Raw genomic sequence first — 26,707 nt, forward strand, 5'->3', positions numbered from 1 at the left:
TCACATGTTTCAGTCCTTTGCCGTCACCGCACGTCCGGAACAGGGACCGCCCAGACTAGCCGCTTTGCGATCCCAGATGGCAAAGGATGGGCTGGACGGTTTCCTGATCCCGCGCGCAGATGCGCATCAGGGCGAGTATGTGGCCCCACGCGATGAACGGCTGGCATGGCTGACGGGTTTTACCGGTTCGGCCGGCTTCTGTGCGGCGTTGTCCGATATTGCGGGTGTGTTCATCGATGGCCGATACCGCACCCAGGTCAAGGCGCAAGTTGCGGAAGAATTCACGCCTGTACCCTGGCCCGAAACCAGCCTTAGTGCGTGGCTCAATGAGCAACTGCCGAATGGCGGAAAGGTTGGTTTTGATCCTTGGCTGCATGCAGCCGGGCAGATTTCCAGCCTGAAGAAAGAGTTGAACGCGAGCGGCATCGAGCTGGTTCGGTGTGACAATCTGGTGGATCGGGTTTGGCCGGATCAGCCTGAGGCCCCGTTAAATCCGGTCAAGGCACATCCAATTGAGTTTGCCGGGGAAACCGCAGCAAGCAAAATCGCGCGACTGGCGGATGACCTAAAGCAGAACGGGTGTGAGGCGGCGATCATTTCCTTGCCGGATTCGATCATGTGGCTACTTAACATTCGCGGATCGGACATCGGGTATAACCCGGTTGCCCATGGATTTGCCATTCTGCATGCCAACGGTCGAGTTGATCTGTTCATGGCGGCACAAAAACTGGCGGGCTTGGACGATCATCTTGGTGGGCAGGTGCAGGTTCACGACCCTCAATTGTTTCTTGAGGCAGCAGCGGATCTGAGCGGCACGGTACAAGTCGATTTGGGAACCCTGCCGCAGGCCGTTGCAGATGTGCTAGGGGAAAAAATGTTGGATGCGGGTGATCCTTGCGCCCTTCCCAAGGCCCGCAAGAACGCGGCTGAAATTGCTGGTAGTGCCGAAGCGCATCTGCGCGATGCAGTGGCTGTTATTGAGACTTTGTGCTGGCTGGACACACAGGCCCCGGGAACGGTGACAGAGACTCAGGTGGTCACGCAGCTTGAGGAAAACCGCCGCCGTGACAACACGCTTCAGGACATCTCGTTCGATACAATTTCGGGAACCGGGCCTAACGGTGCAATCATGCATTACCGGGTGACCGAAGAAACCGACAGCCGGCTGGAGAATGGTCACTTGTTGGTTCTCGATAGCGGCGGACAGTATCTGGACGGCACAACCGACATCACCCGCACGATAGCGATCGGAGAAGTGGGCGGCGTAGAAAAGGCCTGTTTCACCCGCGTGCTGAAAGGGATGATCGACATGTCCTTGTTGCGCTGGCCTGCCGGTCTGGCCGGGCGTGACATCGAGTGTATCGCGCGCGCGCCCCTGTGGGCGGCGGGTCAGGATTTCAATCACGGAGTCGGCCACGGGGTCGGCGCATACCTAAGCGTCCACGAAGGACCGCAGAGACTGTCCAAAGTTAGCCACGTGCCGCTTGAGCCGGGGATGATCCTGTCTAACGAGCCGGGATATTACCGCGAAGGCGCGTTCGGCATTCGCATCGAAAACCTTGTAGTGGTTCAGGATGCCCCGTCCCTACCCACTGCGGATACCGAGCGTTCGATGCTGAACTGGCGGACACTTACATACGTACCGATTGACCGGCGGCTGATAGTGGTTGATATGCTAACTGTAGATGAGCGCGCGTGGCTGAACTCATATCACCGCGACGTTGCGGAAAAAGTCCGGCCAAGGCTGGGCGATGACGCTCAACTGTGGTTGGATGCCGCAACTGCGCCGATCTGACACTGAACTGTCACATAAACCGGGCAGAGGAGTGATCCGTACTAAGGACGAGGGAAGAAGCAGAGATGACAGAGATAACGATCCGCAAAGCAGCCGGTAAATGGAGTGTTCGTTCCGGGGGCGCCGTTCTGGGCGAGAGCGTGAATGCACTGGAGCTGCTGGAAGGTGATCTGGACCCAGTGATCTACTTCCCCCGCGCCGATATCGGAATGGCGTTTTTGGATCGCACGGATAAGGTCACGAATTGCCCGCACAAGGGTGATGCAACGCATTTCTCAATCGTCAACAAATCCTCGGTGACCGAAAATGCAGCGTGGAGCTATGAAGATCCGGTTGCCGCAATGGGCGAGATCAAGGGCTATGTCGCGTTCTATCGCGTCGACTCCGTTAAGGTCGAACAGATCTGACCCTGTCAGATTGCCTCTCTGACCCGCTCGGTTGAGGCCAGGTCGTGACGCACACGCCCATAGGCTTGCGCCATTGAGGTCAGGGTGTGCGGCGCGCAACCAATTTCCGTTAGGCAAGAAGCATCAATCACGCGAACCCGCTGTTGAAACGCTGTATCAACCAACTGATCCACAGGCTCGCGACCCGGCCCAAAGGTCAGGTTGTGATAGTGAAACCCTTGACCCGGCGCAGTTCTACCCAGATTGTGGCGCACGCGATGCGAGGCCAACCATTGCAGCAGCTGCTGTAGACCGTCATCCTGTTCCGGTTCCGGTACATGCGTCACCTCGATCTGACTCTGCTGAGGTTGGAAACGAAACTGCACAAATGTCTTGGGCGTCCAAATCCGAACGGGTTGCACGAAATCAATAAACCGCCCCACGCGCCAACCGCGCAGGCGCGGGCCCAGACCCAAAGTTGTCGTCACAAGGCTGACCGGCGCCTGCGAAACAGCGTAAACGGACGCAAAAAGATCGCACCGTCCCTCACTTTTCCGCTTGAGTGTCAGCGCGTGGAAGTTTCCGCGGTTCCTGTAATGCCGCGGCGATCCCAACGCCCGACCCAGCCTTAGGCAGTTAATTGTATGGGGCGCGTGGTCTACGAAACCTATCTCGGTGATCTGCGGCAAGCTACGCGCAAGCAGAGTTGCAGTGCCCAGCACACCGGCCGCCACGAACACTTGGCGGGCCTGAACACGTGTCCCATCCGCCATTTGCAAGTTCACGCAATTCTGGTCGTTTTCGATCCGTTGCACACGTCCCGCACGAACTTCGACACTTGGCATTTCGCGCAGGCGATTTTCCACGGCCCTTGCCATGGCCCCCAACCCGATATCCGGGGCGTCCTTCGTCCCCGCCAAAAGACGCGGGGCGCTTTTTTCCAGGCCATCACCCAGATTTCCAAGCCTGGCGCCGCCAATGACCTGAAGGTCACTTTGCACGGTGTCACAAGCGGTGGCGTAATCTGCCCACGTCTCAAGATACCGCCCGCGTCCCCAAGAATCTTCGCTATTGTAGACTTGCAATTGTCTGCCCCAATAGTTGGCAAGCCCTCCTATTTCGGCGGCAACAAACAATGGGGGCGCATCCCCGGAAACATCCTTGCATTCTGTCATAAACGCAGGTCGCTGCCGCTCATACGCAACGGAAACCATCTTGGCTGGACCGCCTTCAAATGGCTCGGAAGCCGCTCCTGTGACCACCACCACCGAGCCCGAAACCGCCCGCATGGCGGTTAGAGCAGCATAGCCAGCGGGGCCTGCGCCTATCAACGCAACATCAAAAACTCGCATAATATGAACCTTTGTCCGGCCCCCACCACGGTATCCGCCAGACGGGCAGGATAAAATCGCTCAAACAAACCAGTGGGAGTGGTGGAGAACACTTGTCACTAAAATTGACTTCTCGGGAAACCTTTGCGCCAGAAGCATCAAAGCCAGCGAGGCAGCTACCCGCTGACGTGACGAAAAACGGACCGCATCGTTCCGAAAACAACGGCCCGCTGATCCGCTTGTCATCTTGGGAGACCTTCAAATCAGATCTCCAGGTCGGATATCTGTAAAAATGTTCTCACGACTGGGTCGTGGACGTGAAGGACGCGCGTAGGCGGCGATAATCCAGGAGTGCAAATCAGGATGCAGAAATAGCATTTTCAAAGTACTCCCGTTCGCGCGAGTTTCAGTTCAAAAATAATTCAATACAGTTAGGTCGTTCAAGATTCTGAAATTACTCGGTTCCCGACACGTGCTATGGGAATAAAATTTCCTTTGGTCACGTAGGGATAACGCTGTAGTCGTCACCAATATTGACGAATTTTTGGCCTTTTGATCAAGAAAACCCAAAAAACTGAGAGATTTTTAGCTGATTCCCAGGTTCAACTGACCAGCAAAATATCGCCAAGACATGCAGCAAATTGGGCTTTGTCGGCAGATCAACACCAGTAAGCCCCCTGATACATCAGGCTCACGGTCTAATCACGGGGCTGTTGCATGCATGTGAGGCATCAAGAGTGCACAATGCCCCTGAACATCGCCCAGAGGATGCCATGCCAATTACCCGTCGCAGATTCGCAGGATCAATGGGGGCCCTGCTATTGTCACCCGGAACGCTTTCCGCACAACAAGATCCCGTACTTGATGCTGTGCGTTCCACCCTGTTCGGAAGCAACGCAGAATTTGAGGAGGGAATGACCTTTCTTGCCCAGCGCGGCAAGCCGGATGTTGTGCCCGCTTTGCTGACCGGCATGCGATACGCCAGACGTCGCAGCAGCGAGATCGCGCAGGTCATGCAGACCCTGACTGGTGAGAGCATTGGCCAAGACTGGTTTGACTGGATGTTATGGCAGGAAAAGAACCCACAAATCGTCCCGCACCCCTCGCTTATCCCGTTCAAGCGCGAAGTACTTCTGGGGATTGATACGAATTTCGACGTCTTCCTGAAACCAAAGTACCTTCAACGTGACAAGATGAAGATACGGTTTGAAGAGATCGCATGGGGTGGCGTGCACAAGGACGGCATCCCGTCGCTGGACAATCCGGCGCTGATTTCAGCAGTTCGTGCGGATTACCTTAAGGACGATGATCTGGTCTTTGGCGTTTCGATCAATGGCGACGTGCGCGCTTACCCTTTGCGGATCATGGGCTGGCACGAGATGTTTAACGAGGTGATTGGCGGGGTTCCGGTGGCCTTGGCGTATTGCACCCTGTGCGGCTCAGGAATTCTATTTGAAACACAGGTTCCGGGCCGCGGCAAACCGCTGATTTTCGGTTCATCGGGATTTCTGTACCGATCCAATAAGCTGATGTTCGACCGCCAGACGCATTCTTTGTGGAACCAATACACCGGCAGGCCGGTCGTCGGCCCGCTTGTCGACAGCGGCATCGAACTCAAGCAGCGCCCGGTGGTCATCACCACCTGGCAAAGTTGGAAAACATCGCATCCGCAAACCAAGGTTCTGTCGCGCAATACCGGCTACCGTCGGAACTATGGCTCCGGCGTGGTCTACCGTGACTACTTTGCGTCATCTGAGTTGATGTTTCCTGCCCTCGTTGACCAGTCACAGCATCGGCAAAAGGACTATGTGTTCACCATCCGCCAGTTCGGCGCGGCGCGAGCATGGCCGATGGATGCGTTCAGTCGGGCACGGGTGATCAATGACGCGATCGCCGGCCGGCCGCTGGTCTTGGTCGGTAACTCAGACAAACGCGCTGTGCGGGCATATGAGCGCGGATCTCACACGTTTGCCGCGTCGGGCGGCGGGCTGGTGGATGAAACGGGCCAGAAGTGGACAATGACCGAAGAGGCGCTGATCGCGCCTGATGGTGCCGAATTGCCCCGGGTCGCTGGTCATGTCTCATACTGGTTCGCGTGGGACAACTATCTGGGTGATACAGCGACCGTGTACCGACGCTAAGAGTGTTCTTCGGCTGCTGTAGCCGCTAAGGCGCGGTTATAAGCCTTCAACGCATCTATATGGTACAGCGCCCCAACCGGGCTTTCGCTGCCGTCTTCATCGACAACCACAACCGGAATGCAGGGGATGTCATCCCGGTCGAAATAGGGCATCGCGGCCTCCAGCGTGGCGCTGGCCTGAACACATAATCCCTGTTCAATCAGTTCTTCCGCTTGCTCCTTGGTGATCGAGCGGGCGTCGCCAAGGGGCCGCATGACGGCCCCAGCCCGCAGCATAGCCAACAAATACGCTTGCGGCCCAGCGGCTAAATGCACGTTGCGGCGTTCCAGCTGCGTCAGGAAAAAAGACCGGTCCACAAGGCGCGAAGCCAGCGCCGTCGACATCGAAACCGAAACCATCACAGCCAGTCCGATCTGCCAATCTCCGGTGAGTTCAAAAACGATCATCGTGGTCGAAATTGGTGCGCCCAATACGGCGGCAGCAACGGCCCCCATTCCGGCAAAGGCATAAAGCGTATGTGTGCCAGATACATCCGGTAACAGCCCAGTTGCGATCAAACCGAAAGCCAGCCCCGTCAGCGCTCCTATCATCAACGACGGCGAAAACACTCCGCCGCCCATTCGCCCACCCATGGTGATCGCAACAGCTATGGTCTTGATCACGGCGAACAGAATGGCAATGCCAAGGGTCAGATCGCCTGTCAGAGCGCGGATCGTCGTCTCATATCCGACGCCGATGATGTGGGGAAACCAGATCGCCAAAAGCCCCAGCATCGCCCCCGAGACCGCCGGACGCAGCCATCGCGGCAGGGAAAGCCGGTTCTGGACATGGTTGCCGATATCCTCTGCGAAAAAGATCGATCGCATCAACAGCAACGAGACCAAGCCACATATAAGGCCGAGGATCAGAAAGGCCGGCAATTCCACGTAAAATTGGAGGGAACCGGGTGTATCCAGAACAAACTCTGTCACATCGCCATATTCCAACCGGTTGATGACCGTACCTGCAACCGAGGCAATCACGATAGGAGCGAACGCATGTACCGCAAAGTGGCGCAGCACAACCTCAAGCGCGAAGAGTGCACCAGCGATGGGGGAATTGAAGCTGGCCGAAACAGCAGCGGCCACAGCGCACCCCAACAGATCGCGCCCAGTGATACCGTCGGCATGGATCCGGTTACTGACCCACGTCGAGATTACACCAGCCATATGCACGACCGGCCCTTCCCGCCCCGTAGAGCCACCTGTGCTGAGCGTAATGAGCGAGGCAAAGAACGAGGCAATACCCGCCTTGCCCTCGACCCGGCCATCGGTCACTGCAGCGCCTTCTATCACGTCAGCGACGGATCGTACCCGCCCATCATCCGTGAACTTGTGCAAGATTACACCCACGATCAGGCCACCTATGATCGGCGTGATCAAGATGACAATCCAAGGCAGTTTTTCCGCGTGGCTATGCAACAGTAAAATGTCTTCGGTGTCGTAGACATAAGCTTGAAGCCAGCGGATCGCCTTGCGGAAGCCCAACGCCATGAAACCGGCTGCAATACCAATGGCCAGCGCGATGAACCAAAATTGAATCTGGCTGGGCCCACGACGCAACATCACCCGCCAGGCATCCTTTATCGCGGCCAGAGCCTGATTGAGCTGGTTGCGCAGAACGGTGCGGGTTGATTGGGTCATTGGCCCTCGGGGATCACGTCTTTCCCCTTAGTAAGCCACGGAGCGCCCTTATAAAAGTGGGATCGCGACGGATTGAACACAGGAAAGCGTCAGAAAAGCCTCAGGCATCCAAAAGGGCGCGAGCCGCCGCACGGGCTTCATCGGTGATTGTATCGCCTGCAACCATACGGGCGATTTCATCCACGCGGTCGGGCTCAGCAAGCGGTACAACGGTAGACAGTGTCTGCCCGTCGGTGACTTGTTTCTGCACGCGCCAGTGATGCGCCGCGCGGGCCGCCACCTGCGGCGAGTGCGTCACGACCAGAACTTGTCCGCCATGCGCTAACGATGCAAGGCGCCGCCCGACAGCATCAGCGGTCGCGCCGCCAACACCCCGGTCGATTTCGTCGAAAATCATCGTGCGCGCGCTGTCATCTCCGGCCAAACAGACCTTGAGCGCCAGAAGAAAACGACTGAGTTCACCACCCGAGGCGATCTTGTTCAGCGGACCTGATGGCGCGCCGGGGTTCGTGGCAACAGTGAACGCCACGGCGTCAACCCCCTCGGGGCCCGGGTCTGCGACCGTGATTTCGGTTTGGAACACAGCGCGTTCCATTTTCAACGGAGCGAGCTCGGTCATAACTGCGGCATCCAGCTGCCCGGCCGACTTCTGTCGCACTGCGCTTAGCTTTGCAGCTGCGGCGTCATATGCGGCCTGTGCTGCATCTACCGCCGCTCTCTGATCGGCCAGATCCGCGTCGCCCGCATCAAGCCGGTTCAGGCGGTCGCGCAAAGTGTCGGCGAAGGTGCCCAGATCGTCAGGCCCGACGTCATGCTTTCGCGCGAGTGCGCGGATGGCAAACAGGCGTTCTTCGGCCTGCTCCAATTCCGCCGGATTGAAATCCAATTTTTGCAGGCATGCATCGACACCATCCTGCGCCTCGCCCAACTCGATCAAGGCGCGTCCCAGTGCGGCGATTGGCTCTTCCAATTGGCCGCCCGCACTATCCGACACCCCTTCGAGCCAGCGCACAGCGTCAGCCATCGCCCCCTCGGCCCCGTCACCACCCAGCAGAGCGAAGGCGCGGGCAACGTCATCGCGGATACGTTCGGCCCCTTGCATCATACGACGACGGGCGTCGAGTTCGGCGTCCTCGCCCGGTTGCGGGTCCAGTTGATCCAGTTCGGACACCGAATGCCGCAGAAACTCCTCTTCCGCCCGCATAGAGGCCAAGGCCGCCTCTGTCTGTGCCAGTGCCTTACGTGCGCGGGACATCTCGGACCAAGCTGACCGCACCTTTGCCAGATAGGGTTCTGCTCCGGCGTAATCGTCCAGCATTGCCCGGTGGCCACGCGGGTTAAGCAGGCCGCGGTCATCATGCTGACCATGCAGCTCGATCAGTGTTTCGGACAAAGCGCGCAGCACCTCGCCCGAACATCTGCGGTCATTGACCCAAGCGGTCTTGCGGCCCTCGGCCGTGTTCACACGGCGCAGGATCAACTCTTCTCCGCCGGGCAGTCCCGCCTCGGCTAGAATCGCATGTGCGGCGTGATCCTCAGTCAGCTCGAACTCGGCCACGACTTCGCCTTGGGCGGCACCCTGCCGCACCAGTTCAGCCCGGCCGCGCCAGCCCAGAACAAACCCCAGCGAATCCAGAAGGATCGATTTGCCCGCGCCAGTTTCACCAGTCAAAGCGTTCAGGCCCGGCTGAAACGTGAGTTCCAGCCGGTCGATGATCAGCATGTCGCGGATATCGAGGGCGCGCAGCATCGGGTCTTAGCGTCCCAACCCATTGGCCATAGCGATTACAACCACTCACCCTTGACCGTCTGACGGTAAATCGTGCTGAGCCAGTTGTTTCCACGGCTCTTGAGATCCAGCCCGCGCGACGTCAACAACTTATAGCCAGCATCATACCATTCGGACGACTGATAGTTGTACCCCAGAATGGCCCCCGCCGACTGTGCCTCGTCCACAAGACCCAGTGCCAGATAGGCCTCGATCAAGCGATAGAGCGCTTCGGCAGTGTGGGACGTGGTCTGGAAATCCTCGACCACGACGCGGAACCGGTTGATGGCTGCGGTATAGTGGTCCTGACGCAAATAATAACGCCCGATTTCCATCTCTTTGCCAGCCAGGTGATCAAAGGCCAGATCGAATTTCAAAACAGCCGAGGTCGCGTATTCACTATCGGGATAAACTTCGATCACGGTGCGCAGTGATTGCAACGCCTGAAAAGTCAGGCCCTGATCGCGCCCGACCTCGTCAATCTGGTCATAGTAGCTGAGCGCCAGAAGATATTGGGCATAAGCCGCATCTTCGTCTGTCGGGTAGAAGTCAATGTACCGCTGCGCAGCACCTCGGCTTTCTTCGTAGTTTTTGTCCGTGTGGTACGAGAACGCCTGCATGATCAGCGCGCGCTTGGCCCAATCGGAATACGGATACAGACGCTCTACTTCTGAAAAATACCACGCTGCATCGTCCGAACGATTCTGCGACAGCTCATATTCGCCGCGCGTGAAAATCTGTTCAGGAGTGAACCCTTCCAGGTTCTGATTGCGGTCTGCGCCTTTTCCAGCGCACGCCGTCAAAACTGCTGTCAGAAGAATCGCGCCTGCGAGCCTGACTGCCGCTTTGGTGCCAACCATTCCGCCTATCCTTGTCGTATTACTTGACGGGGTTAAGCCCCGATTTAGGCCAAGGTCTAGCACATATAATTCTGGTGCAAAACGTCTTATGCGCCCGTTCGCGGAATTGTCGTCAGACTTGATCCAATCACGCGACTTCTGGGATTTCGTTCCAGACAAGGCCCTGCCCGGGAAGGCGGGCTGCTTGTTCGGGGGTGCAAAGGATCGGGCGGACCGCACCCGGCGTTTCGAACAATTTGCGCAGCAGAGTATTGGTCATTGCATGGCCGGATTTGTCACCCGTGAAGTGACCAAAGATCGGGCCACCTGCCAAATAGAGGTCTCCAAGGGCGTCCAACATCTTGTGACGCACGGCCTCGTCCGCGTGGCGAAAGCCACCCGGTGTAAGGACTTCGTCACCCTGAACGACGACGGCGTTTTCCAATGTACCACCCAATGCCAAGCCGTTTTCACGCATCGCCTCAACATCAGTGCGGCGACAGAACGTCCGGCAGTCGGAAAGCTCGCGCGCGAAAGAGCCATTGCGCATATCCAGCGTCTTGGTCTGGTTGCCGATGGCACCGTCTTCAAAATCAATGTGGAAGTCGATGATCAAACCATCCGCGGGGGCAATCGATGCGCTTGCACCCTCGCGTACAGCGGTCACCGGTTTAAGAACCTCATAGGCCAGAACCGGGCTGGCCTGACGGCGCACGCCTTTCGCCATGATACCGCGAACGAAATCAATCGATGACCCGTCCATGATCGGAACCTCGGGACCATCAATCTCGATCAGTGCGTTATGTATGCCGCAACCGGCCAGCGCAGCCATGATATGTTCTACCGTGGATACGGACACACCCGCGTCGTTGATCAGGCGGGTGCAAAGCGGGGTGCGCTCGACCACGTCATAGATCGCAGGGATGAGCGCATTGCCCAGCTCAATATCCGTCCGTTTGAACCAGATGCCGTGACCGGCGGCTGCCGGTTTCAGGACCATCGTCGCAGGCTTACCGCTATGCAGTCCGACGCCTTTAAACGTGACCGGAGATTTGAGCGTATGTTGCAAGGTGAACCTCGAAGAGTGGTGTCCGGCCTCGGTTGGCCGTGTTGGACACTCAGTTAAGGAAGGCCGCGTCAAGGCTCAACTCACTCTTTGTAACCGAATGAAACATGTATGTAACAGATCGGCAAATCCCTGCTTACACCCCCTTAAAACCCTATAAAACAAAAGAAAAGGGCCGCCATTCGGCGACCCCTTGTAATCATTTTGTTACCGCGATCAGTTGGCCTGGCGCCGCAAAAAGGCGGGAATTTCGATCCGATCCTGCTCCGGGTCCGCCTCATCCCTTGCGGGTGCCGTAGCGTCAGATTGGCGCATTACGGGCTGCTGGCGGGGTGGTTGCGCCGGCGTATCCGCCGCGTGACCGGTCATCCGGTCGATCAGGCGGTTAAAGCCAAACCGGGGACGGTCATGGGACTCTTCCTGCGGAGCCGGGGCTGGTTGTGGGGTCGCAGGACGGACCATCGAAGGGCTCCGTTCGGACGGCGGAACGTTCTGAACGGCGGCCTGCAAACGCTGCAGTGCTTCGGGCGACGGTGTTCCCGCTGCCGGTTGAGGCTGCGGCGCGACATAGCTCTCGGGCGCAGGCTCAACCGGTTCGGGGGTCGGCTCGAATTCGGCAACGCGCGGCTGATAGGCCGGCGGTGGCAAACCATCATCATCCTGTTCGACACGAGACTGAAATTGAGGCTGTGCAGGCTCTTCAGGTGTTTCAAACAGCGAGGGTTCGCGGTTCATCTCTTGCTGTGGTGCTTGCTCAGCGACTTCTGCAGCAACAGGTGCTTCTTCCTGCACTGGCTCCTCAGCCGAAACGGTGCGAGTCAGCGGTGCCGACATAGAACGGCGCGCGACGGGGACATCTTCCTGCTTTTCACTGGCATCGATACCGGTCGCAACAACCGATACACGCATGCCGCCTTCCATCACGGTATCCAGTGTCGAGCCAACGATGATGTTTGCCTCGGGGTCCACTTCTTCGCGGATGCGGTTGGCGGCCTCGTCCAGTTCGAACAGGGTCAGGTCGTGCGAACCGGTGATGTTGATCAGAACGCCCTTTGCACCCTTGAGGCTGATTTCATCCAGCAGCGGGTTGGCAATTGCCTTCTCGGCGGCCTGAACGGCGCGATCTTCGCCTGTGGCCTCGCCGGTACCCATCATCGCCTTGCCCATCTCGTCCATCACGGCGCGAACGTCGGCAAAATCGAGGTTGATCAAGCCCGGACGGACCATCAGGTCGGTGACACCTTTGACACCCTGATACAGAACATCGTCGGCCATCGAGAACGCCTCGGTGAACGTGGTCTTTTCGTTGGCCAGACGGAACAGGTTCTGGTTAGGGATGATAATCAGAGTGTCGACGACCTTTTGCAGCATCTCAACGCCGTCTTCGGCCTGACGCATCCGCTTGGCGCCTTCAAACTGGAAAGGCTTAGTCACGACACCAACGGTCAGCACACCCAGTTCGCGAGCGGCCTGCGCGATGATCGGAGCGGCACCAGTTCCAGTGCCACCGCCCATACCGGCGGTGATAAAGCACATATGCGCACCAGCAAGGTGATCTACGATCTGCTCAATACTCTCTTCGGCTGCTGCGGCACCCACGGTCGGACGTGCCCCTGCCCCCAAACCTTCGGTGACTTTCACACCCAATTGCACCCGCGCCGAGGACTGGCTTTGTTGCAGCGCCTGCGCATCGGTGTTGGCGACCACAAAATCGACGCCGTCCAGCTGTTTCTCAATCATATTGTTGACAGCGTTGCCGCCTGCACCGCCAACGCCAAATACCGTGATCCGAGGCTTCAGTTCGTCGTGCCCGGGCATCGAAAGATTCAATGTCATGCTCTGTCCGCCTGTTTTTTGTTCCCGCCAAAGCGGTGTTTTTCTTACCTATCCACCAACAATCCTACCGTTCGAAACAGCAAACGTCACGCCAAAAATCGCGCAATTCCACAAAATATGGAGGAAATAAGGCGCTGACCGGCAGTATTTCGCATAAACTGCCAGATGTTGCGTAAAGAACTCAATGTAGCACAAAACAGGCGATTTGCACGCGGCACTCAACCGACGCATCACCAAAGGGACTCATAAACTGTCAAACTGCGGAAAACTGCTCAAGTCCTGCCGCGGGCCTCTGTCGGGCCTTGTGGATATCTTGCGGGATAAATGAGTCTGCTGCAACCCGTTTCTTTAGCTAATCGGGGCACTTGGACAATTCAGACCTTCAGTTGTGATGCGGCGAACCTCTTGAATCTCCGAGTTTGCAAGGGTCGCCAGCCGGACCATCAATCTGCCTTCATACTCGAACGGCCACCAGCAAACCGCCGGACCTTCGATTTCATCATCGTAAAGGAAACAAATCTGTCCGTTCGGCGTGGTGATTTGTCCGTAAACGCACCCCCTGCCCTCACGGCGCCAAACCGACACCGTCGAGCTGAGGAATTCTTCGGTCCCAACAATCTCACCGCTGTGGAAGTCATGAAAATCAACGGTTTTCCCCATGACCGCCGCCAGAAACGCCTCGGGTGAAATGCGCGTCTGCGCTGCTGCCTCCAATGGCGCAGCTGCGCCCAGACAAGCGATCAGCGTCGCGGAAATGCGTTTACCAATTGTCACGGAACCAACGCACGGCACGCTTGAATGGGCGCGCGGCATAGGTATCGACCGGGATTTCAAAGTCCCACCATTCGTCCTGCGGATGCGCAGCAAACAGGCTGAGCCCCACCGCTGACGAGAATCCCGGCCCCGTTGCCGATTGCGGTAGACCATGCACACGCAGCGGCCGACCCAGGCGAACACGCTGCCCGAGGATGCGAGTGGCCAGACCATCCAGCCCCATGATCTGGCTGCCGCCGCCGGTCAGGACGATCTGCTGGCTCGGCATGTGCTCGAACCCGGCCGCATCCAGACGAACACGCACCTCTTCAAGAATCTCTTCAACACGCGGACGCATGATCCCGATCAGTTCAGCACGGCTGACCGTGCGGCGATCATGTTCCCAGTCGCCGGTATCGCCGCCGATATCAATCAGGTCGCGATCATCAGCGCCAGTGGCATGGACACCGCCGTTGAAGGTTTTGATCCGCTCGGCCACGGAGGCCGGGATGCCCAGCCCCATCGAGATGTCAGAAGTCACGTGATCACCACCCATGCGCACGCAGTCGGCATAGATCATGTGCTTTTTCATGAAGATCGACACGCTTGTCGTGCCGCCGCCCATGTCGATACAGGCGGCACCCAGCTCTTGTTCATCCTCGACCAGCGCGGAAACACCGGACACATAGGCCGAGTTCGCAATTCCCGCCAACTCCAGATCGCAGCGCTTGATGCAGCGCACGATGTTCTGGATCGCTGTCGCGTCAACCGTCAGCATGTGCATGTCGACGGCAAGGCTCTGACCCATTTGCCCTCGCGGATCGATCAGCCCCGAACGATTGTCCAGCGCGAAATTCACCGGCTGGGCGTGCAAAACCTCGCGTCCTGCGCCGTAATCCGGCACGTCACAGGCATTCAGAACACGGCCCACTTCGGCCTCGGTCACCACCTGACCTTCAAGGTCAACCTGCGCATCCAGACCGTAGGAACGTGGGTTCGCCCCTGAGAAGCTAGCGATCACATGATCAACACGAATGTCAGCCATCTTCTGCGCCGCCTGCAAGGCGGTTCGGATGGCCCGTTCGGTTTCCTGCATGGCGGTGACTTCGCCAAACTGAACACCGCGTGACCGTGTGGTCGCGGCACCGATCACACGAAAGCCGGTCTGACCGGCCATCGATCCGATTGTGTTGTCCTCGCTCAGGCGGCCCGTTCCGTCAAAGCGCAGCACAAGACAGGCAATCTTGGAACTGCCAACATCCAGAATGGCGACAACACCGCGTTGCATCGCCTGTCTGCGCATCTGCCGCATGGCCCGCTGGGACTGATAAAGATCGGTCATCATTGTCTTACTGCTCGCTACCCACTGTCACTTTTGTATTCCACCAGTCTTCGCTGGCAGCTTTGGTCATTCTTATTGTCGGACGTTGGCCAAGGCGCATGTCGACCACCGCCACGTCGCGTTCCAAAAGGTCCTGCACTTCATTTACGGCCAGGACGCGCTCCAACGCGCGCACGGGACGCTCGGTCGGCAACATGATGCGTTGACCGCGGTCCATAACCAGATCCCAGCGGCGCTCACCGATCCGGACCAACCCACGCACGCGGCCACCAAGGCTGCGGGCGGTTGTCATCAACTCAAGCGCCTCACGCACGTGGGCATCAGCGCCCTTGCCTGCGATCAGAGGTAAATTTGCGTGATCCTTACGCGACGCGATGCGCTCCACGTGGGCACCGGTTTCGTCCAGCAACTCGATCCCGTTCCGCGTACGCCAGACGATGACGGGCTGACGCTCGACCACATCCACCTGCAGAATGCCGCCCGGGCGCACCCGTACCGTGGCGGATTTGACCGGATTCAGCCCAGTAATCGTATCGCGGATTTGCTCAACATCCAGATCCCATGAGCTGACAGGGAAATCCAGCGGCACGACCTCACGAATATCCTCGGACAAGTTGGTCCCTGCCCCGTCAATGGCCATCAGGTTGACCATGAACTCTGGCCGTTGCTGGATCGACGTCTTGATGTCGATGACATAGGCCACCACCGCATCGCGACGCTCTTGCGAGCCGAAATAGATGCCAACTGCGGCGCAAACAGCAAACACCGGCAGGCCAATCTTTAGGCTACGCCGAACGCCCCGCGTCAGCATCCAGCGCTGCAGGCGGTAGCTGAGGCGCGACGGGGCCGGGTCGAGGCGATCACCCTTGCGGCCAAACATCCCGCGCAGCCGCAATTTGGGTTCAGCTCCTGTACGCGCGCCGGATTCGAAATCGGCATCAGGGCCGGCCAATTGCTTGGGCCGGTGAACCACAGGCGCTCGGGTGGCTCTTAGCGGTCGCATGATGCGTCCTCCACCATCCAGGCGCAGAGTTGACCAAAAGACATCCCCAGATGCGCGGCTTGTTCAGGCACTAGTGATGTTGGCGTCATGCCGGGCTGCGTGTTGGTCTCCAACAGGAACAGCCCATCCACACCAATGCTGTCATCCCAGCGAAAATCCGTGCGACTAACGCCCTTGCAACCCAATGCGGTATGGGCGCGCAACGCATAGTCCATACAAAGATCAAATATCTCGGCCGGAACGTCAGCGGGCAAAACATGCCATGATCCGCCGGGCTTGTACTTGGCGTCATAGTCGTACCAACCGCCATCGGTCATGATCTCGGTAACGGTCAACGCCTTGTCATTCATCACCGTTACGGTCAGCTCACGCCCGGCAATGTACTTCTCGACCATAACCTGATCGGGCATCTCATCCGACAGTTGCGGCGGACCGTTGGACCCCTCGTGCACGATGTAGATCCCGACGCTGGAGCCTTCGTTGTTGGGCTTGGCCACGTAGGGCGGCTCCATCACGTGAACCTCGACCACTTCGATCTTGGGGACGATCACGCTGGGAACAACGGGCAGGCCAACAGCCTCATAGACCTCTTTGCTGCGTTGCTTGTCCATCGCCAAAGCCGAGGCAAGAACGCCGGAATGCGTGTACGGAATGCGCATCCATTCAAGTAACCCCTGAACGCAGCCATCCTCGCCCCAGCGGCCATGCAGGGCGTTGAACACTACGTCTGGCTTGATGTCCAAAAGGCGCGCATAGAGGTCAGGACCTGCGTCCAGCTCAACCACTTCAAAGCCTTCTCCCACAAGGGCGGCTGCGCATTCGCGCCCAGAGCTGAGAGACACCTCGCGTTCCTTCGAGGGCCCACCCATCAATACCGCCACTTTGGGGCTTGTCCTGCTCGACATACCCAACGTGCGCCTCAATGTCCCCGGACCTTATGTGGTGGTCCGTACTGCGTTTATGCCTTTGATCCGTCGCCTTAATTTGCCTGTTATGGTCTGACGGTTAGGGCTTTATTCTGTCAACGGATCACCGACCCGCATGATTTCCCACTCTAGCGTGATGCCGCTTGTTTCGTAAACCTTTTTTCGCACCTCTTCCCCCAGACCTTCGAGGTCCGCGGCAGAGGCATCACCGGTATTGATCAGAAAGTTCGAGTGCTTTGGACTCATCTGCGCGCCGCCTTTGGTTGCGCCGCGCATGCCCGCATCATCAATGACCTTCCACGCCTTGAGGTCGTGCACGTCATCCGCCCGCCCAGTCGAGGAAAACCCCGCCGGATTGCGGAAGGTAGACCCCGCGCTGCGATCTTTGGTCGGCTGGGTTTCATCGCGTTTTTGCAATTGCGCCGACATCCGGGCGTGCAACTCTTCCGGATCGCCAAATGGTCCTTCGAACGTTGCCGAGATCAACACCCCACCTTCGGGCAGATCGGACTGGCGATAGCGGAAATTCAGGTCTTCGGGCGTCAGGTCCACGACCTCTCCACCCCGAGTGACAATAGTCGCCTTGCGCAGCACATCCGCCGTGTAACTGCCATAACACCCTGCATTCATCCGCACAGCACCTCCGACTGAGCCTGGGATCGTGCGCAAAAAGGTCAGATCCACGCCCGCATCCGCGGCCTTTCGCGCCACATGCGCATCCAGCGCCGCAGCACCCGCGGTGACGGTATTGCCTTCGACTGAGATACTGTTGAACCCACGTCCCAGCCGGATCACCACTGCGCGCAAACCGCCATCACGAACGATCAGGTTCGAACCAACACCCATCGGGAAAACGGGCCGGTCTGCCGGCAAATTGCGCAGAAAGGTTTGCAGGTCTTCGACATCGGCCGGCTGGAACAAATAGTCCGCAGGACCGCCAACACGAAGCCATGTCAGGTCGTTGAGTGATCTTTGTTCGGTTAGTTTTCCGCGAACCGGAAGCGAAGTCAGTGTCATAGGCTCGTTCTATATCTGGCTTTCCGGGATGTCATCCATCGAACGAAAAAAGATCAGCAATTGCGACGCATCTTCCTAATCGCCCCCATCAACGCACCCAGGATTGCGCCTGACAGGGCAGGAAAAACCAATGACCACGCCAAGATGACCAACATATAATCAGCGTCCTTTGGCGGACCGTCACCATTGGAGAGGAGCAGATACGCGATGCTCACAGCGGATACTGCGATTGCTGAAAACACAATCCACGCAAGTCCGCGCTTGAACAACGAATGGGCGATGGCCAAAGCGGAAAGGAATGAAACAACGGCCAGGCAACAAAAAGCTATTAATGCAGCCGTCATTCAAAACTGCGACCGACTCGCCGCAACCAGCGCCCCAGATAGATCACCGGCCACCGTAGTACCGACATACCTGCCGCCAGAACGATCAGCCCGATCCACGGGCCGTTCTGCAGTGTTACATACCCCAGGATCGGAATTCCGAGCGCTATCAAAACATACGCGCGGGTCCAGTGGTTATCCTTGCTGGGGATCATCGCCAGAACATTCGCGGCGATCCCCCACAGCGCGGCCAAGGCGATTGACCAGTTCATCCCTCGACCTCCTGCCCTGTCCAGCGACGCCAATAAAAACGAATGGGATTGCGGAACATGGATGCAAAGGCAGCAAATGCCAGCACCGAGAAGAACCAACCAAAGTCATGGCCCAGCCAGACGATCAGCGCAGGTGCAGAAACGAAAAGAACCACGCCGGGCGGAAACTGAAGGCGCATCGGCAACATGGCCACGGCCGTTGAAGCCAGAACCCACAAGCCAGCAAAAAGCACTGAATATACCAACTGCCCCTCCGAGGACGATCATTGCTGCAATTGCAACATCACACTTTAAAGTTGCACTGCCGGGGAGTCCATTCCATCAAACGGCTTGTTTTTGTCGCAGCCTATCGGGCAGCCCATTGGCCCAGGCGCTGATCGTACCGGCCCCAAGGCAAACCACCATGTCACCGGGGCGGGCCTGCTCACGAACGAGGCGCTCCAGATCATTTTCATTCAGCAATGCGCGCGCATGGCGGTGGCCGTGACGGATCAAACCTTGCACCAGATCATCTCGGCCGGCCCCTTCAATCGGGTCCTCTCCGGCCGCAAAGACATCGGCGATGGCGACAACGTCCGCGTCATTGAAACAGGTGCAAAAATCGTCAAACAGGTTGGACAGACGCGAATAACGGTGCGGTTGGTGCACGGCGATAACGCGCCCGTCGGTTGCTTGACGTGCGGCTTTCAAAACGGCTGCGATTTCTACCGGGTGGTGGCCGTAATCGTCGATGATGGTAACTCCATCGACCTCTCCAACCTTAGTAAAGCGGCGGTTGACGCCACCGAAATTGGCCAGCGCGTCACGGATTTCCGAGGCTTTCATACCCAGATGGCGAGCAACGGCCACGGCAGAAAGCGCGTTCGATACGTTATGATCTCCGGGCATTGGCAGAGTGCAGCCCTCGATCATCTTGTCTTCATACTGAAGATGGATGTCGAAATGCGCCACGCCGCCCTTGTATGTCAGGTTCAACGCACGAACATCGGCCTGCGCATTGAACCCATAGGTCCGGACCCGGCGGTCGGTGATACGTCCAACCAACGTCTGTACTTCGGCGTGGTCCGTGCAGCACACAGCCAGACCGTAGAATGGCAGGTTCGAGACGAACTCGTAGAACCCGTCGCGCAGTTGGTCGAAGTCGCCCCAGTGTTCCATATGCTCGGGGTCGATATTCGTAACAATGGCAATGGTCGCGGGCAGCCGATTGAACGAGCCGTCGGATTCGTCGGCCTCGACCACCATCCACTCTCCCTGCCCCATCCGTGCATTCGAGCCGTATGCGTGAATGATACCACCATTGATGACGGTCGGATCGAAATCGCCGGCCACCATAAGCTCGGCCATCATTGTGGTCGTGGTGGTCTTGCCGTGGGTGCCTGCAATAGCGATGTTCGACTTCAGGCGCATCAGCTCGGCCAACATGTCAGCGCGACGGACGACCGGCAGGCCCTGCGCCCGGGCACCATCCAACTCGGGGTTGCCCGGTTTAATGGCGGTCGACACAACGACAACGGCTGCATTTTCAAGGTTTTCAGCGCGCTGGCCTACAAATATCTCAGCCCCCAGGCTCGCCAGACGATCGGTGATCTTGGACGCTTTCAGGTCAGATCCCTGCACACGGTAGCCCAGATTCAGCAGAACCTCGGCAATGCCTGACATCCCTATCCCGCCGATCCCTACGAAATGGATCGACCCAACGTCCTGCGGCAGTTTGGTTGCTGGATTCATGTGGTCTCCTTCTGCGCCAGTTGTTCGACGAGGGCCATCAGACGTTCGGTCGCGTCGGGGGCACCTGTCGAGAGGGCGGCATGGGCCATCTTTTGCGCGGCTTCGGGGTTGGTCAGAACTGCGGTGATTTGCTCTGTCAGCGCGGCAACGTCAAGCGCGTTTTCAGGGATCATGATCGCCCCGCCCGCCTGAACCAGACCCCGCGCGTTGGCGGTCTGGTGGTCGCCTGCGGCGGCGGCAAACGGGATCAGGATTGAAGGCCGCCCGATAACCGAGATATCGGCAACGCTGGACGCGCCCGCACGGGAGATAACCAGTTGCGCGTCAGACATGCGGCGCGGGACATCGTCGAAGAAAGGCAGGACTTCTGCCCGGATTCCATGCTCGGCGTAAAAAGCGGTCACCCTCTCAGCATCTTCGTCCCGGGCCTGATGGGCAACGCGGATGTGGCTGCGCAGGTCTTCGGGTAAGGCCGCGATTGCTCCGGGGACAACATCGCTGAGGATGCGAGCGCCTTGAGAGCCGCCCATTACAAGGATCGACATCGGATAGTCGCCAGGCGGAATGTATCCTGCTGCCGCACGTTCCAGAACTGCCGCGCGAACCGGGTTGCCGGTGTGGATTCCGTGCGCGCCTTCGGGCAGATCTGTCGGCCAAGCACCGCAGGCCACATTGGCAACGCGTGTGGCAAAAACTTGGTTTACGCGACCCAGGACCCCGTTCTGTTCGTGGATCATGCGGGGAAGTTTCAGCATAGTGGCCGCCCCTAGCGCCGGGATCGACGGATATCCGCCAAAGCCGACCACCACATCCGGTTTATCCCGCGTCATCTGAAAAGCCATACTGGCAACGCCGCCCGCGATTTTGGGTCCAGCCATAGCCTTGGCAGCAAGACCGCCGCGCGCAAAAGTGGCCGAGGCAACTTCGACAATCTCGACCGTTTGCGGAAAGCCAGCAGTGTAACGCGCGCCACGCTCATCCGTAGACAGGCGCACACGCCAGCCTTTCTTCAGCATCGCTTCAGCCAGCGCTTGCGCCGGGAACATGTGGCCCCCGGTGCCGCCCGCCGCTATCAACAGGTAAGGTGTCGCCATTATCCTCTTCCGCGCAGAATATCGCCAAGTTCGCCCTGTGGGCGGCTTCGGGTGAACGCCAGCAACATGCCGACCGCGATACCACCCGCAATCAGCGACGAACCACCATAGCTGACAAAGGGCAGCGTCATACCTTTGGCTGGCAGCAGGCGCACAGCCACACCCATGTTAATCATGGCCTGAACGCCGAACATGCAGGCCAGACCAGTCCCGGCCAATCGGATGAACATGTCGCGTTCCCGCATCAACCGCAGCAGTGACCGCACCACGATCAGTGAATACAGCGCGATGATGATCAGCACCAGGATCAGACCGTATTCCTCGGCCGCGACAGCGATGATGAAATCCGTGTGCGCATCGGGCAAAGACCACTTCACCTGCCCCTCACCGACGCCAACGCCGAACAATCCACCCTCACGAATTGCGTTGGTGGCATACCCAAGCTGAGTGGTCGGGTCGACCTCCTGGTTCAGAAAACCATCAATGCGGCGGGCAAAGTGTTCCGAGTTCGAATAGGCAAACATGCCACCCAAAACCACGACCCCGGCCATACCAACCAGCAACAGCATCGGCGCGCCGGCCACAAAGTACATCACGCCCCATCCAAACAGGATCAGACAGGCCTGCCCGAAATCAGGTTGCAAAACCAACATCGCGACAATCGCTATGCACAGCGCGAAAGACCACAACCGACCCGGAGGGCCGTTGATCTGCTGCGACGCGGCCAGCAGCCAAGCGGCCGCGACGACAAATCCGGGTTTCAAGAACTCTGACGGCTGCAGCGACGCAAAACCCAGTGAATACCAACGGACGGCACCTTTACCGAAGTCCGTTCCAAAGACCGGCAGGAAAGCCAATGCAACGAAAGAAGCAAGGAAGCCAAGCACAGCCAAACGCCGCACCAGTGTCGGCGACATCATAGAGGTCAACAACATGGCAATAAGCGCCAAACCGCCGAACAGCACCTGCCGCTCGACATAGTGGAATGGATCAAACCCATTGCGCCCGGCCAGCGGCGGCGATGAGGCCAGCCCCAGCAACAACCCGATGACAAACAGGATCAGAACACAGGACATCGTCCAGCGATCAATCGTCCGCCACCATTTCGGAAGAATCGGTTCTCCGCGCTGGTCCTGGACCGCGCCATACACCATCTCAGTCATGAGATACCGCCACTATCTGCCTCGTTAACGTCCCGTTTTTCGGGATCTGATTGAGAGTCTACAGACATTTTTGCGTTTGGGCTAGCGGAATGAATGACGCTTGCCAATTCTGCTTGGCTTCAAGTCTGAAAGGCGGAATCGCAAGCCGGTCTCAGACAGCAAAAACTTCTTGATGACGGGTTTTGATCTTCGGCCAGATGTCGGCGATTTCGGGGACATCAAGGCCAAAATCATACTTCAGGCTGTCCACCAAATCCTTTGGCGTCGAAAGGACTTCCTCACGTATTCCCACGGCATCAATCGTCTTGATAACCAGACCTCGCAATATGACATGCCGGTTGGCGTAACGTCTTTGCGCGGTCAACGTCCGAAAAAACGGCGAGTTTGGATCGGATTGCAATTGCGTGCTGGCCGACTGAAACACATGGGGCTCTACACCTTCCTGAACAAACCAATAGCCTGCATCCGCACCGCCCGCGCTTTCTAAGTATTGGATAAATCCTCCACGTCGGGCTGAAATAGTAAGGTCATAAGGCTGCTGCAAAACCATGGATGGCTTGAGCGGCAGCGGAGCGGACATCGCGCCACCAAACCCAACATCGACCAGCAATAGCTCATCACATTCGACTTTGAGCAGCATGTGATCCGGCGCCTGATTTGGTAAAGGTTTATCGAGACCGACGTATCCTGCCAAATATGACACCTCAAATCGGATTTCCCTCAGGACCCAACTGAAGAGAGTGTTGAGCTCGAAACACCACCCGCCGCGCTTTCGGAGAACTATTTTCTCAAACACGTCGCTCAGATCAAACGACACTGGAACACTCATTTGTTGATCAATGTTTTCGAAAGTGACCATCCTTAGCTGGGCCGCAAAGAGGCTATCTAGTGTCGCCCGATCCGGCTTTAGGTCGCCCGTATAGGCAATACGGCTTAAGTAGTTTTCCAAATCCATCTTTGCACCTTCAGCATTTCTTCGCGGTTTCAGCCGCACAAGTTAGCTTGTAATTCCTCAAGTTAGGTTGAGCTCAAGTCTAAACACTGGGTCATGCGCCGCAAATATTGCCCCCTTGCCTTCACCCACAATCCACGCCATGCGCAGCGTATGAGATTTGACACGATCATCCTTGGTGCCGGTGCTGCCGGTATGATGTGCGCCGCCCATTGCGGCGGGCGCGTGTTGGTGATCGACCATGCCAAGGCCGCCGGAGAAAAGATCCGCATCTCGGGCGGCGGGCGTTGCAACTTTACCAATACGTACGCAGGATCCGGAAATTTCCTGTCGCAGAACCCACATTTCTGCAAATCCGCGCTGGCGCGGTACACGCAATGGGACTTCATTGATCTTGTCGGCCGGCATGGCATCGCGTGGCATGAAAAAACACTGGGGCAGTTGTTCTGCGACGGGTCATCAAAACAGATCATCCAGATGCTGCTGGACGAAATGGGGCGGGCCGGTGCCGAGCTGTGGGTTCGGACCGAAGTGAAGGATCTGCGCAAGACCGACAGCGGTTTTATTCTGGACGTAGAACGAGAAGGCCAGCGGCACGGTCTGAGCTGTACCAATCTGGTCCTTGCCACTGGCGGTAAGTCGATCCCCAAGATGGGCGCGACCGGGATCGCCTATGACATCGCGCGTCAATTTGGACTGGGGATAACAGAAACACGCGCGGCGCTTGTGCCGTTCACCTTCTCTGATGGTCGGTTCAAAGATCTGTCTGGCGTTTCACTGCCTGCGCGGCTGTCAAATGACCGAACCAGCTTTGACGAGGCCCTGCTATTCACCCACCGCGGTCTCAGCGGGCCAACGGTACTGCAGTTGTCTTCTTATTGGCGCGAGGGCGAGGCGATCCGGATAAACCTGGTCCCGGACCTGCCGCTGTTTGATTTGCTGCGGGAACAGCGGCAAAGCGGTGGGCGCAAGGCATTGACAACAGAACTAGCGCGCCACCTGCCCGCGCGGCTGGTCGAACACCTAAGCCACCACATCCCCATGTCCGGCAATCTGGCCGATCAATCGGATGCCGCGTTGTCGGAGCTGACTGCCGCCCTGTCCAACTTGCAGCTAACGCCATCGGGCACCGAAGGATATCGTACCGCCGAGGTCACTCTGGGTGGGATCGACACCGATGATCTGTCGTCAAAAACGATGGAGGCCAGGGATGTCCCCGGCCTCTATGCAATCGGCGAAGCGGTGGATGTCACCGGCTGGCTTGGCGGTTACAACTTCCAATGGGCGTGGTCCTCAGGCCACGCCGCTGGAATTGCTATCGCCGGACAGAGTTAGCCAACGACGTTGTAACCACGTCCGCGCATGCAGTTGCGCACGATTACTTCTTTGTTTTGGTTCTTCGCATAGACATCTGCACCGGCACCGATGAGGGCACCTGCAGCCGCTGCGCGGCCCAGATTGTCGCTGCTGTCCTGAATGATCGCTGTGGTCGCTGCGGCACCAGCCGCACCAAGGGCGGCATTCCCGGCAGTGGACCCATCAACGCTGGCCTGCGATGCCGCCAACTGTTGGCACTGCTGCAGATCCACGTTGTAGTTCGGGCCGATCGGGCCGTCGACGATAGGCTGGTAGTTAGCACCTGTGTTGGTGCAGGCACCGGCAACGAGAATGGCAGGCAGGATCAGAGAAAACTTACGAAATGGCATAGTCATGACCTCGTGTTGAATTTGCAGGCAAGCAAAACCAATAATGATGGCGCGTCAAGCTGATAGCATCCTAGCTTGGCTCAACCGGCGGTCTATTGCAAACAGCTATTCCGAAAGCCTTTGCCTGACTTCTGCCACGAAATCCTCTCCGCGCTGTTCGAAATTGTCATACTGATCGAAACTGGCCGCTGCTGGTGCAAGCAGGACGGTCTCGCCGGATTGGGCGTCTTTCATGGCTTGCTCAACGGCCTCGGACATGGTGACACAGACCTGAGCATCAGTTTCTAATTGCATGGCAAATTTCGCAGCTTCGCGCCCGATGACATAGGCTTTCACCACCTGGCCTGAAGCTGCGTTTAGGGCCTCAACACCACCTTCTTTCTCAAGCCCTCCGCAAATCCAGCGAACCTTCTTGAAGGCGCTCAACGCCTTGAGCGCGCTGTCCACATTGGTGGCTTTGGAATCGTTCACGTAAGTAACACCATCCACTTCGGCAATGACCTGACTGCGGTGCGGCAGGCCCGGATAGCTGTGGAGCGCGTCTTCGATCACTCGCGGTGCCAGCCCGAGCGCCCGGCAAGCGGCATAGGCAGAACAGGCGTTTTGATGGTTATGCGCCCCCGGCAACCCTTTGATCCCGCGCAAATCAATCGAGCCTGCCTGCCGTCCCTTGCGGTATTCTGACAGGAACCCTTTGCGCGCAAATACCTGCCATCCAGGGCCTGTCAATTTACGTGCAACCGACACGCGGATGACGCGATCGTCGGCGGGGCCTTCGGCCAGTTGACCAGCCAGAAACGTCCCCTCTTTCTCATCAACGCCGATCACGGCGCGATCCGGGCCGCCTTCGGCGAACAACCGTCGCTTGGCCGCGAAATAGCCCCCCATACCGCCGTGGCGATCCAAATGGTCAGGTGAGAGGTTGGTGAATACGGCCACATCCGGGGTCAGGGAGCGGGCAAGTTCCGTCTGATAGCTGGATAGTTCCAGCACAACGACCGAACCGTCACCGCCCGGATCAATATCCAGCACCCCACGTCCGATATTGCCCGCCAACTGCGCCTCGCGGCCAGCTTCGGTAAGGATGTGGTGGATCAGGGCCGCCGTAGTCGATTTCCCATTGGACCCGGTCACCGAGATGACACGCGGAGGCGTGTCATAGTTGTTCCACTCGGGCCCCGCAAAGGATCGAAAAAACAACCCAATGTCGTTGTCGACCGGTACGCCCGCTTCCAGCGCTGCAGCTACAACCGGGTTCGGTTCGGGATAAAGGTGCGGGATGCCTGGCGAAACAATCAGCGTGGCGATGTCCTCAAAAACGCCGTGACGGCGCAGATCGGTGCATTTAAACCCTTCGGCCTCGGCCACCTCTCGGGCGGCAGGGTTGTCATCCCAGCACACAGGCTCAGCATTGCCTGCCTGGAGCGCACGCGCCGTGGCTAGCCCCGACCGGCCAAGCCCCAGAACCGCAACTTTTTGCCCTGAAAACCCTTTGACCGGGATCATACTGCCCACCTTTTATTGATTTTGAATTGGCCGCCACACTGCACCGAAGAAATCCCTGATGGCAAGGGCGGCAAA

23 protein-coding genes are annotated in these 26,707 nt (G+C 58.0%); 4 read left to right on the forward strand and 19 right to left on the reverse strand.

What is annotated here, in order from left to right; translation table 11 throughout:
- The first annotated feature begins 4 nt into the window (after nt 1-4).
- Both ACR0AK_RS11145 and ACR0AK_RS11150 read left to right on the forward strand, forming a co-directional pair.
- The gene (locus ACR0AK_RS11145) at nt 5-1,795 is read left to right on the forward strand and encodes an aminopeptidase P family protein (protein WP_480793346.1); all 1,791 of its coding nucleotides are present in this window, start codon (nt 5-7) and stop codon (nt 1,793-1,795) included.
- Between the two features lie 65 nt (nt 1,796-1,860).
- Nucleotides 1,861-2,202, forward strand: coding sequence for a DUF427 domain-containing protein (locus tag ACR0AK_RS11150; RefSeq protein WP_480793347.1), 342 nt, complete (start codon nt 1,861-1,863; stop codon nt 2,200-2,202).
- Nucleotides 2,203-2,207: 5 nt separating this feature from the next.
- On the opposite strand, the gene ACR0AK_RS11155 is transcribed toward ACR0AK_RS11150, so the two are convergent.
- Complete coding sequence (locus ACR0AK_RS11155; RefSeq protein ID WP_480793348.1) at nt 2,208-3,533, reverse strand: hypothetical protein; 1,326 nt, start codon at nt 3,531-3,533, stop codon at nt 2,208-2,210.
- An 893-nt stretch (nt 3,534-4,426) separates the two neighbouring features.
- Between ACR0AK_RS11155 and ACR0AK_RS11160 the strand changes: the two genes are divergently transcribed.
- Entirely contained in the window at nt 4,427-5,653 is a 1,227-nt protein-coding gene (locus tag ACR0AK_RS11160) for a DUF3179 domain-containing protein (RefSeq protein WP_480793349.1), read from the forward strand.
- Here ACR0AK_RS11160 and ACR0AK_RS11165 read toward each other — a convergent pair.
- From ACR0AK_RS11165 to ACR0AK_RS11240, 16 genes are all read right to left on the reverse strand, one after another.
- Nucleotides 5,650-7,335 (reverse strand): chloride channel protein, encoded by a 1,686-nt coding sequence (locus tag ACR0AK_RS11165; protein WP_170558575.1) that lies wholly within the window; start codon nt 7,333-7,335, stop codon nt 5,650-5,652. The genes ACR0AK_RS11160 and ACR0AK_RS11165 overlap by 4 nt on opposite strands.
- 100 nt (nt 7,336-7,435) lie before the next feature.
- Nucleotides 7,436-9,085 (reverse strand): DNA repair protein RecN, encoded by a 1,650-nt coding sequence (gene recN / locus ACR0AK_RS11170; protein WP_480793350.1) that lies wholly within the window; start codon nt 9,083-9,085, stop codon nt 7,436-7,438.
- A gap of 35 nt (nt 9,086-9,120) precedes the next feature.
- Nucleotides 9,121-9,963 carry an outer membrane protein assembly factor BamD gene (locus ACR0AK_RS11175; RefSeq protein WP_170558579.1) on the reverse strand — a complete coding sequence of 281 codons (843 nt, stop codon included), beginning with the start codon at nt 9,961-9,963 and terminating at the stop codon, nt 9,121-9,123.
- Between the two features lie 127 nt (nt 9,964-10,090).
- Nucleotides 10,091-11,011: a UDP-3-O-acyl-N-acetylglucosamine deacetylase gene (gene lpxC, locus ACR0AK_RS11180; protein ID WP_480793351.1), complete on the reverse strand. Its 921-nt coding sequence runs from the start codon at nt 11,009-11,011 to the stop codon at nt 10,091-10,093.
- A gap of 213 nt (nt 11,012-11,224) precedes the next feature.
- Nucleotides 11,225-12,844: a cell division protein FtsZ gene (gene ftsZ / locus ACR0AK_RS11185; RefSeq protein WP_480793352.1), complete on the reverse strand. Its 1,620-nt coding sequence runs from the start codon at nt 12,842-12,844 to the stop codon at nt 11,225-11,227.
- A gap of 348 nt (nt 12,845-13,192) precedes the next feature.
- Nucleotides 13,193-13,618, reverse strand: a complete 426-nt coding sequence (locus ACR0AK_RS11190; protein ID WP_368040250.1) for a hypothetical protein — start codon at nt 13,616-13,618, stop codon at nt 13,193-13,195.
- Nucleotides 13,605-14,939: a cell division protein FtsA gene (gene ftsA / locus ACR0AK_RS11195; protein ID WP_058279582.1), complete on the reverse strand. Its 1,335-nt coding sequence runs from the start codon at nt 14,937-14,939 to the stop codon at nt 13,605-13,607. Before ftsA ends, ACR0AK_RS11190 begins: the two co-directional genes overlap by 14 nt.
- A 7-nt stretch (nt 14,940-14,946) precedes the next feature.
- A complete protein-coding gene (locus ACR0AK_RS11200) occupies nt 14,947-15,942 on the reverse strand; it encodes a cell division protein FtsQ/DivIB (protein ID WP_480793353.1) in 996 nt (331 codons plus the stop codon).
- Complete coding sequence (locus ACR0AK_RS11205) at nt 15,930-16,811, reverse strand: D-alanine--D-alanine ligase (RefSeq protein ID WP_480793354.1); 882 nt, start codon at nt 16,809-16,811, stop codon at nt 15,930-15,932. Before ACR0AK_RS11205 ends, ACR0AK_RS11200 begins: the two co-directional genes overlap by 13 nt.
- A 144-nt stretch (nt 16,812-16,955) precedes the next feature.
- On the reverse strand, nt 16,956-17,885 hold the full coding sequence (murB, locus tag ACR0AK_RS11210; RefSeq protein ID WP_480793355.1) for a UDP-N-acetylmuramate dehydrogenase: 930 nt from the start codon (nt 17,883-17,885) through the stop codon (nt 16,956-16,958).
- Between the two features lie 340 nt (nt 17,886-18,225).
- Entirely contained in the window at nt 18,226-18,480 is a 255-nt protein-coding gene (locus ACR0AK_RS11215) for a DUF2484 family protein (RefSeq protein WP_170558586.1), read from the reverse strand.
- Nucleotides 18,477-18,725: a DUF2484 family protein gene (locus tag ACR0AK_RS11220; protein WP_170558587.1), complete on the reverse strand. Its 249-nt coding sequence runs from the start codon at nt 18,723-18,725 to the stop codon at nt 18,477-18,479. The genes ACR0AK_RS11215 and ACR0AK_RS11220 overlap by 4 nt, the downstream gene beginning before the upstream one ends.
- 76 nt (nt 18,726-18,801) lie before the next feature.
- Entirely contained in the window at nt 18,802-20,211 is a 1,410-nt protein-coding gene (murC, locus tag ACR0AK_RS11225) for a UDP-N-acetylmuramate--L-alanine ligase (protein ID WP_480793356.1), read from the reverse strand.
- Entirely contained in the window at nt 20,208-21,305 is a 1,098-nt protein-coding gene (locus ACR0AK_RS11230; RefSeq protein ID WP_480793357.1) for a UDP-N-acetylglucosamine--N-acetylmuramyl-(pentapeptide) pyrophosphoryl-undecaprenol N-acetylglucosamine transferase, read from the reverse strand. The genes murC and ACR0AK_RS11230 overlap by 4 nt, the downstream gene beginning before the upstream one ends.
- Nucleotides 21,305-22,468: a putative lipid II flippase FtsW gene (gene ftsW, locus ACR0AK_RS11235; protein ID WP_480793358.1), complete on the reverse strand. Its 1,164-nt coding sequence runs from the start codon at nt 22,466-22,468 to the stop codon at nt 21,305-21,307. Before ftsW ends, ACR0AK_RS11230 begins: the two co-directional genes overlap by 1 nt.
- Nucleotides 22,469-22,619: 151 nt before the next feature.
- Nucleotides 22,620-23,423: an arylamine N-acetyltransferase family protein gene (locus ACR0AK_RS11240; RefSeq protein WP_480793359.1), complete on the reverse strand. Its 804-nt coding sequence runs from the start codon at nt 23,421-23,423 to the stop codon at nt 22,620-22,622.
- 150 nt (nt 23,424-23,573) lie between these two features.
- Between ACR0AK_RS11240 and ACR0AK_RS11245 the strand changes: the two genes are divergently transcribed.
- Nucleotides 23,574-24,755, forward strand: coding sequence for a BaiN/RdsA family NAD(P)/FAD-dependent oxidoreductase (locus ACR0AK_RS11245; protein WP_480793661.1), 1,182 nt, complete (start codon nt 23,574-23,576; stop codon nt 24,753-24,755).
- Here ACR0AK_RS11245 and ACR0AK_RS11250 read toward each other — a convergent pair.
- Nucleotides 24,752-25,132: a glycine zipper family protein gene (locus tag ACR0AK_RS11250; protein WP_480793360.1), complete on the reverse strand. Its 381-nt coding sequence runs from the start codon at nt 25,130-25,132 to the stop codon at nt 24,752-24,754. The two genes, ACR0AK_RS11245 and ACR0AK_RS11250, sit on opposite strands and share 4 nt — an antisense overlap.
- 99 nt (nt 25,133-25,231) lie before the next feature.
- The gene (murD, locus tag ACR0AK_RS11255; protein WP_480793361.1) at nt 25,232-26,632 is read right to left on the reverse strand and encodes a UDP-N-acetylmuramoyl-L-alanine--D-glutamate ligase; all 1,401 of its coding nucleotides are present in this window, start codon (nt 26,630-26,632) and stop codon (nt 25,232-25,234) included.
- Nucleotides 26,633-26,707: the final 75 nt, after the last annotated feature.

Source organism: Ruegeria sp. BI12 (assembly GCF_056537985.1).

Bases quoted from the DNA above. Each gene is read 5' to 3' on its own strand.
- ACR0AK_RS11245 (WP_480793661.1), top strand. From the start codon at position 23,574: ATGAGATTTGACACGATCATCCTTGGTGCCGGTGCTGCCGGTATGATG.
- ftsZ (WP_480793352.1), bottom strand. From the start codon at position 12,844: ATGACATTGAATCTTTCGATGCCCGGGCACGACGAACTGAAGCCTCGG.
- ftsA (WP_058279582.1), bottom strand. From the start codon at position 14,939: ATGACCGATCTTTATCAGTCCCAGCGGGCCATGCGGCAGATGCGCAGA.
- ACR0AK_RS11165 (WP_170558575.1), bottom strand. From the start codon at position 7,335: ATGACCCAATCAACCCGCACCGTTCTGCGCAACCAGCTCAATCAGGCT.
- ftsW (WP_480793358.1), bottom strand. From the start codon at position 22,468: ATGACTGAGATGGTGTATGGCGCGGTCCAGGACCAGCGCGGAGAACCG.
- recN (WP_480793350.1), bottom strand. From the start codon at position 9,085: ATGCTGCGCGCCCTCGATATCCGCGACATGCTGATCATCGACCGGCTG.
- ACR0AK_RS11145 (WP_480793346.1), top strand. From the start codon at position 5: ATGTTTCAGTCCTTTGCCGTCACCGCACGTCCGGAACAGGGACCGCCC.
- ACR0AK_RS11240 (WP_480793359.1), bottom strand. From the start codon at position 23,423: ATGGATTTGGAAAACTACTTAAGCCGTATTGCCTATACGGGCGACCTA.
- ACR0AK_RS11200 (WP_480793353.1), bottom strand. From the start codon at position 15,942: ATGCGACCGCTAAGAGCCACCCGAGCGCCTGTGGTTCACCGGCCCAAG.
- ACR0AK_RS11205 (WP_480793354.1), bottom strand. From the start codon at position 16,811: ATGGGTGGGCCCTCGAAGGAACGCGAGGTGTCTCTCAGCTCTGGGCGC.
- murD (WP_480793361.1), bottom strand. From the start codon at position 26,632: ATGATCCCGGTCAAAGGGTTTTCAGGGCAAAAAGTTGCGGTTCTGGGG.
- ACR0AK_RS11160 (WP_480793349.1), top strand. From the start codon at position 4,427: ATGACCTTTCTTGCCCAGCGCGGCAAGCCGGATGTTGTGCCCGCTTTG.
- ACR0AK_RS11150 (WP_480793347.1), top strand. From the start codon at position 1,861: ATGACAGAGATAACGATCCGCAAAGCAGCCGGTAAATGGAGTGTTCGT.
- ACR0AK_RS11175 (WP_170558579.1), bottom strand. From the start codon at position 9,963: ATGGTTGGCACCAAAGCGGCAGTCAGGCTCGCAGGCGCGATTCTTCTG.
- ACR0AK_RS11250 (WP_480793360.1), bottom strand. From the start codon at position 25,132: ATGACTATGCCATTTCGTAAGTTTTCTCTGATCCTGCCTGCCATTCTC.
- ACR0AK_RS11215 (WP_170558586.1), bottom strand. From the start codon at position 18,480: ATGAACTGGTCAATCGCCTTGGCCGCGCTGTGGGGGATCGCCGCGAAT.
- murB (WP_480793355.1), bottom strand. From the start codon at position 17,885: ATGACACTGACTTCGCTTCCGGTTCGCGGAAAACTAACCGAACAAAGA.
- murC (WP_480793356.1), bottom strand. From the start codon at position 20,211: ATGAATCCAGCAACCAAACTGCCGCAGGACGTTGGGTCGATCCATTTC.
- ACR0AK_RS11230 (WP_480793357.1), bottom strand. From the start codon at position 21,305: ATGGCGACACCTTACCTGTTGATAGCGGCGGGCGGCACCGGGGGCCAC.
- ACR0AK_RS11155 (WP_480793348.1), bottom strand. From the start codon at position 3,533: ATGCGAGTTTTTGATGTTGCGTTGATAGGCGCAGGCCCCGCTGGCTAT.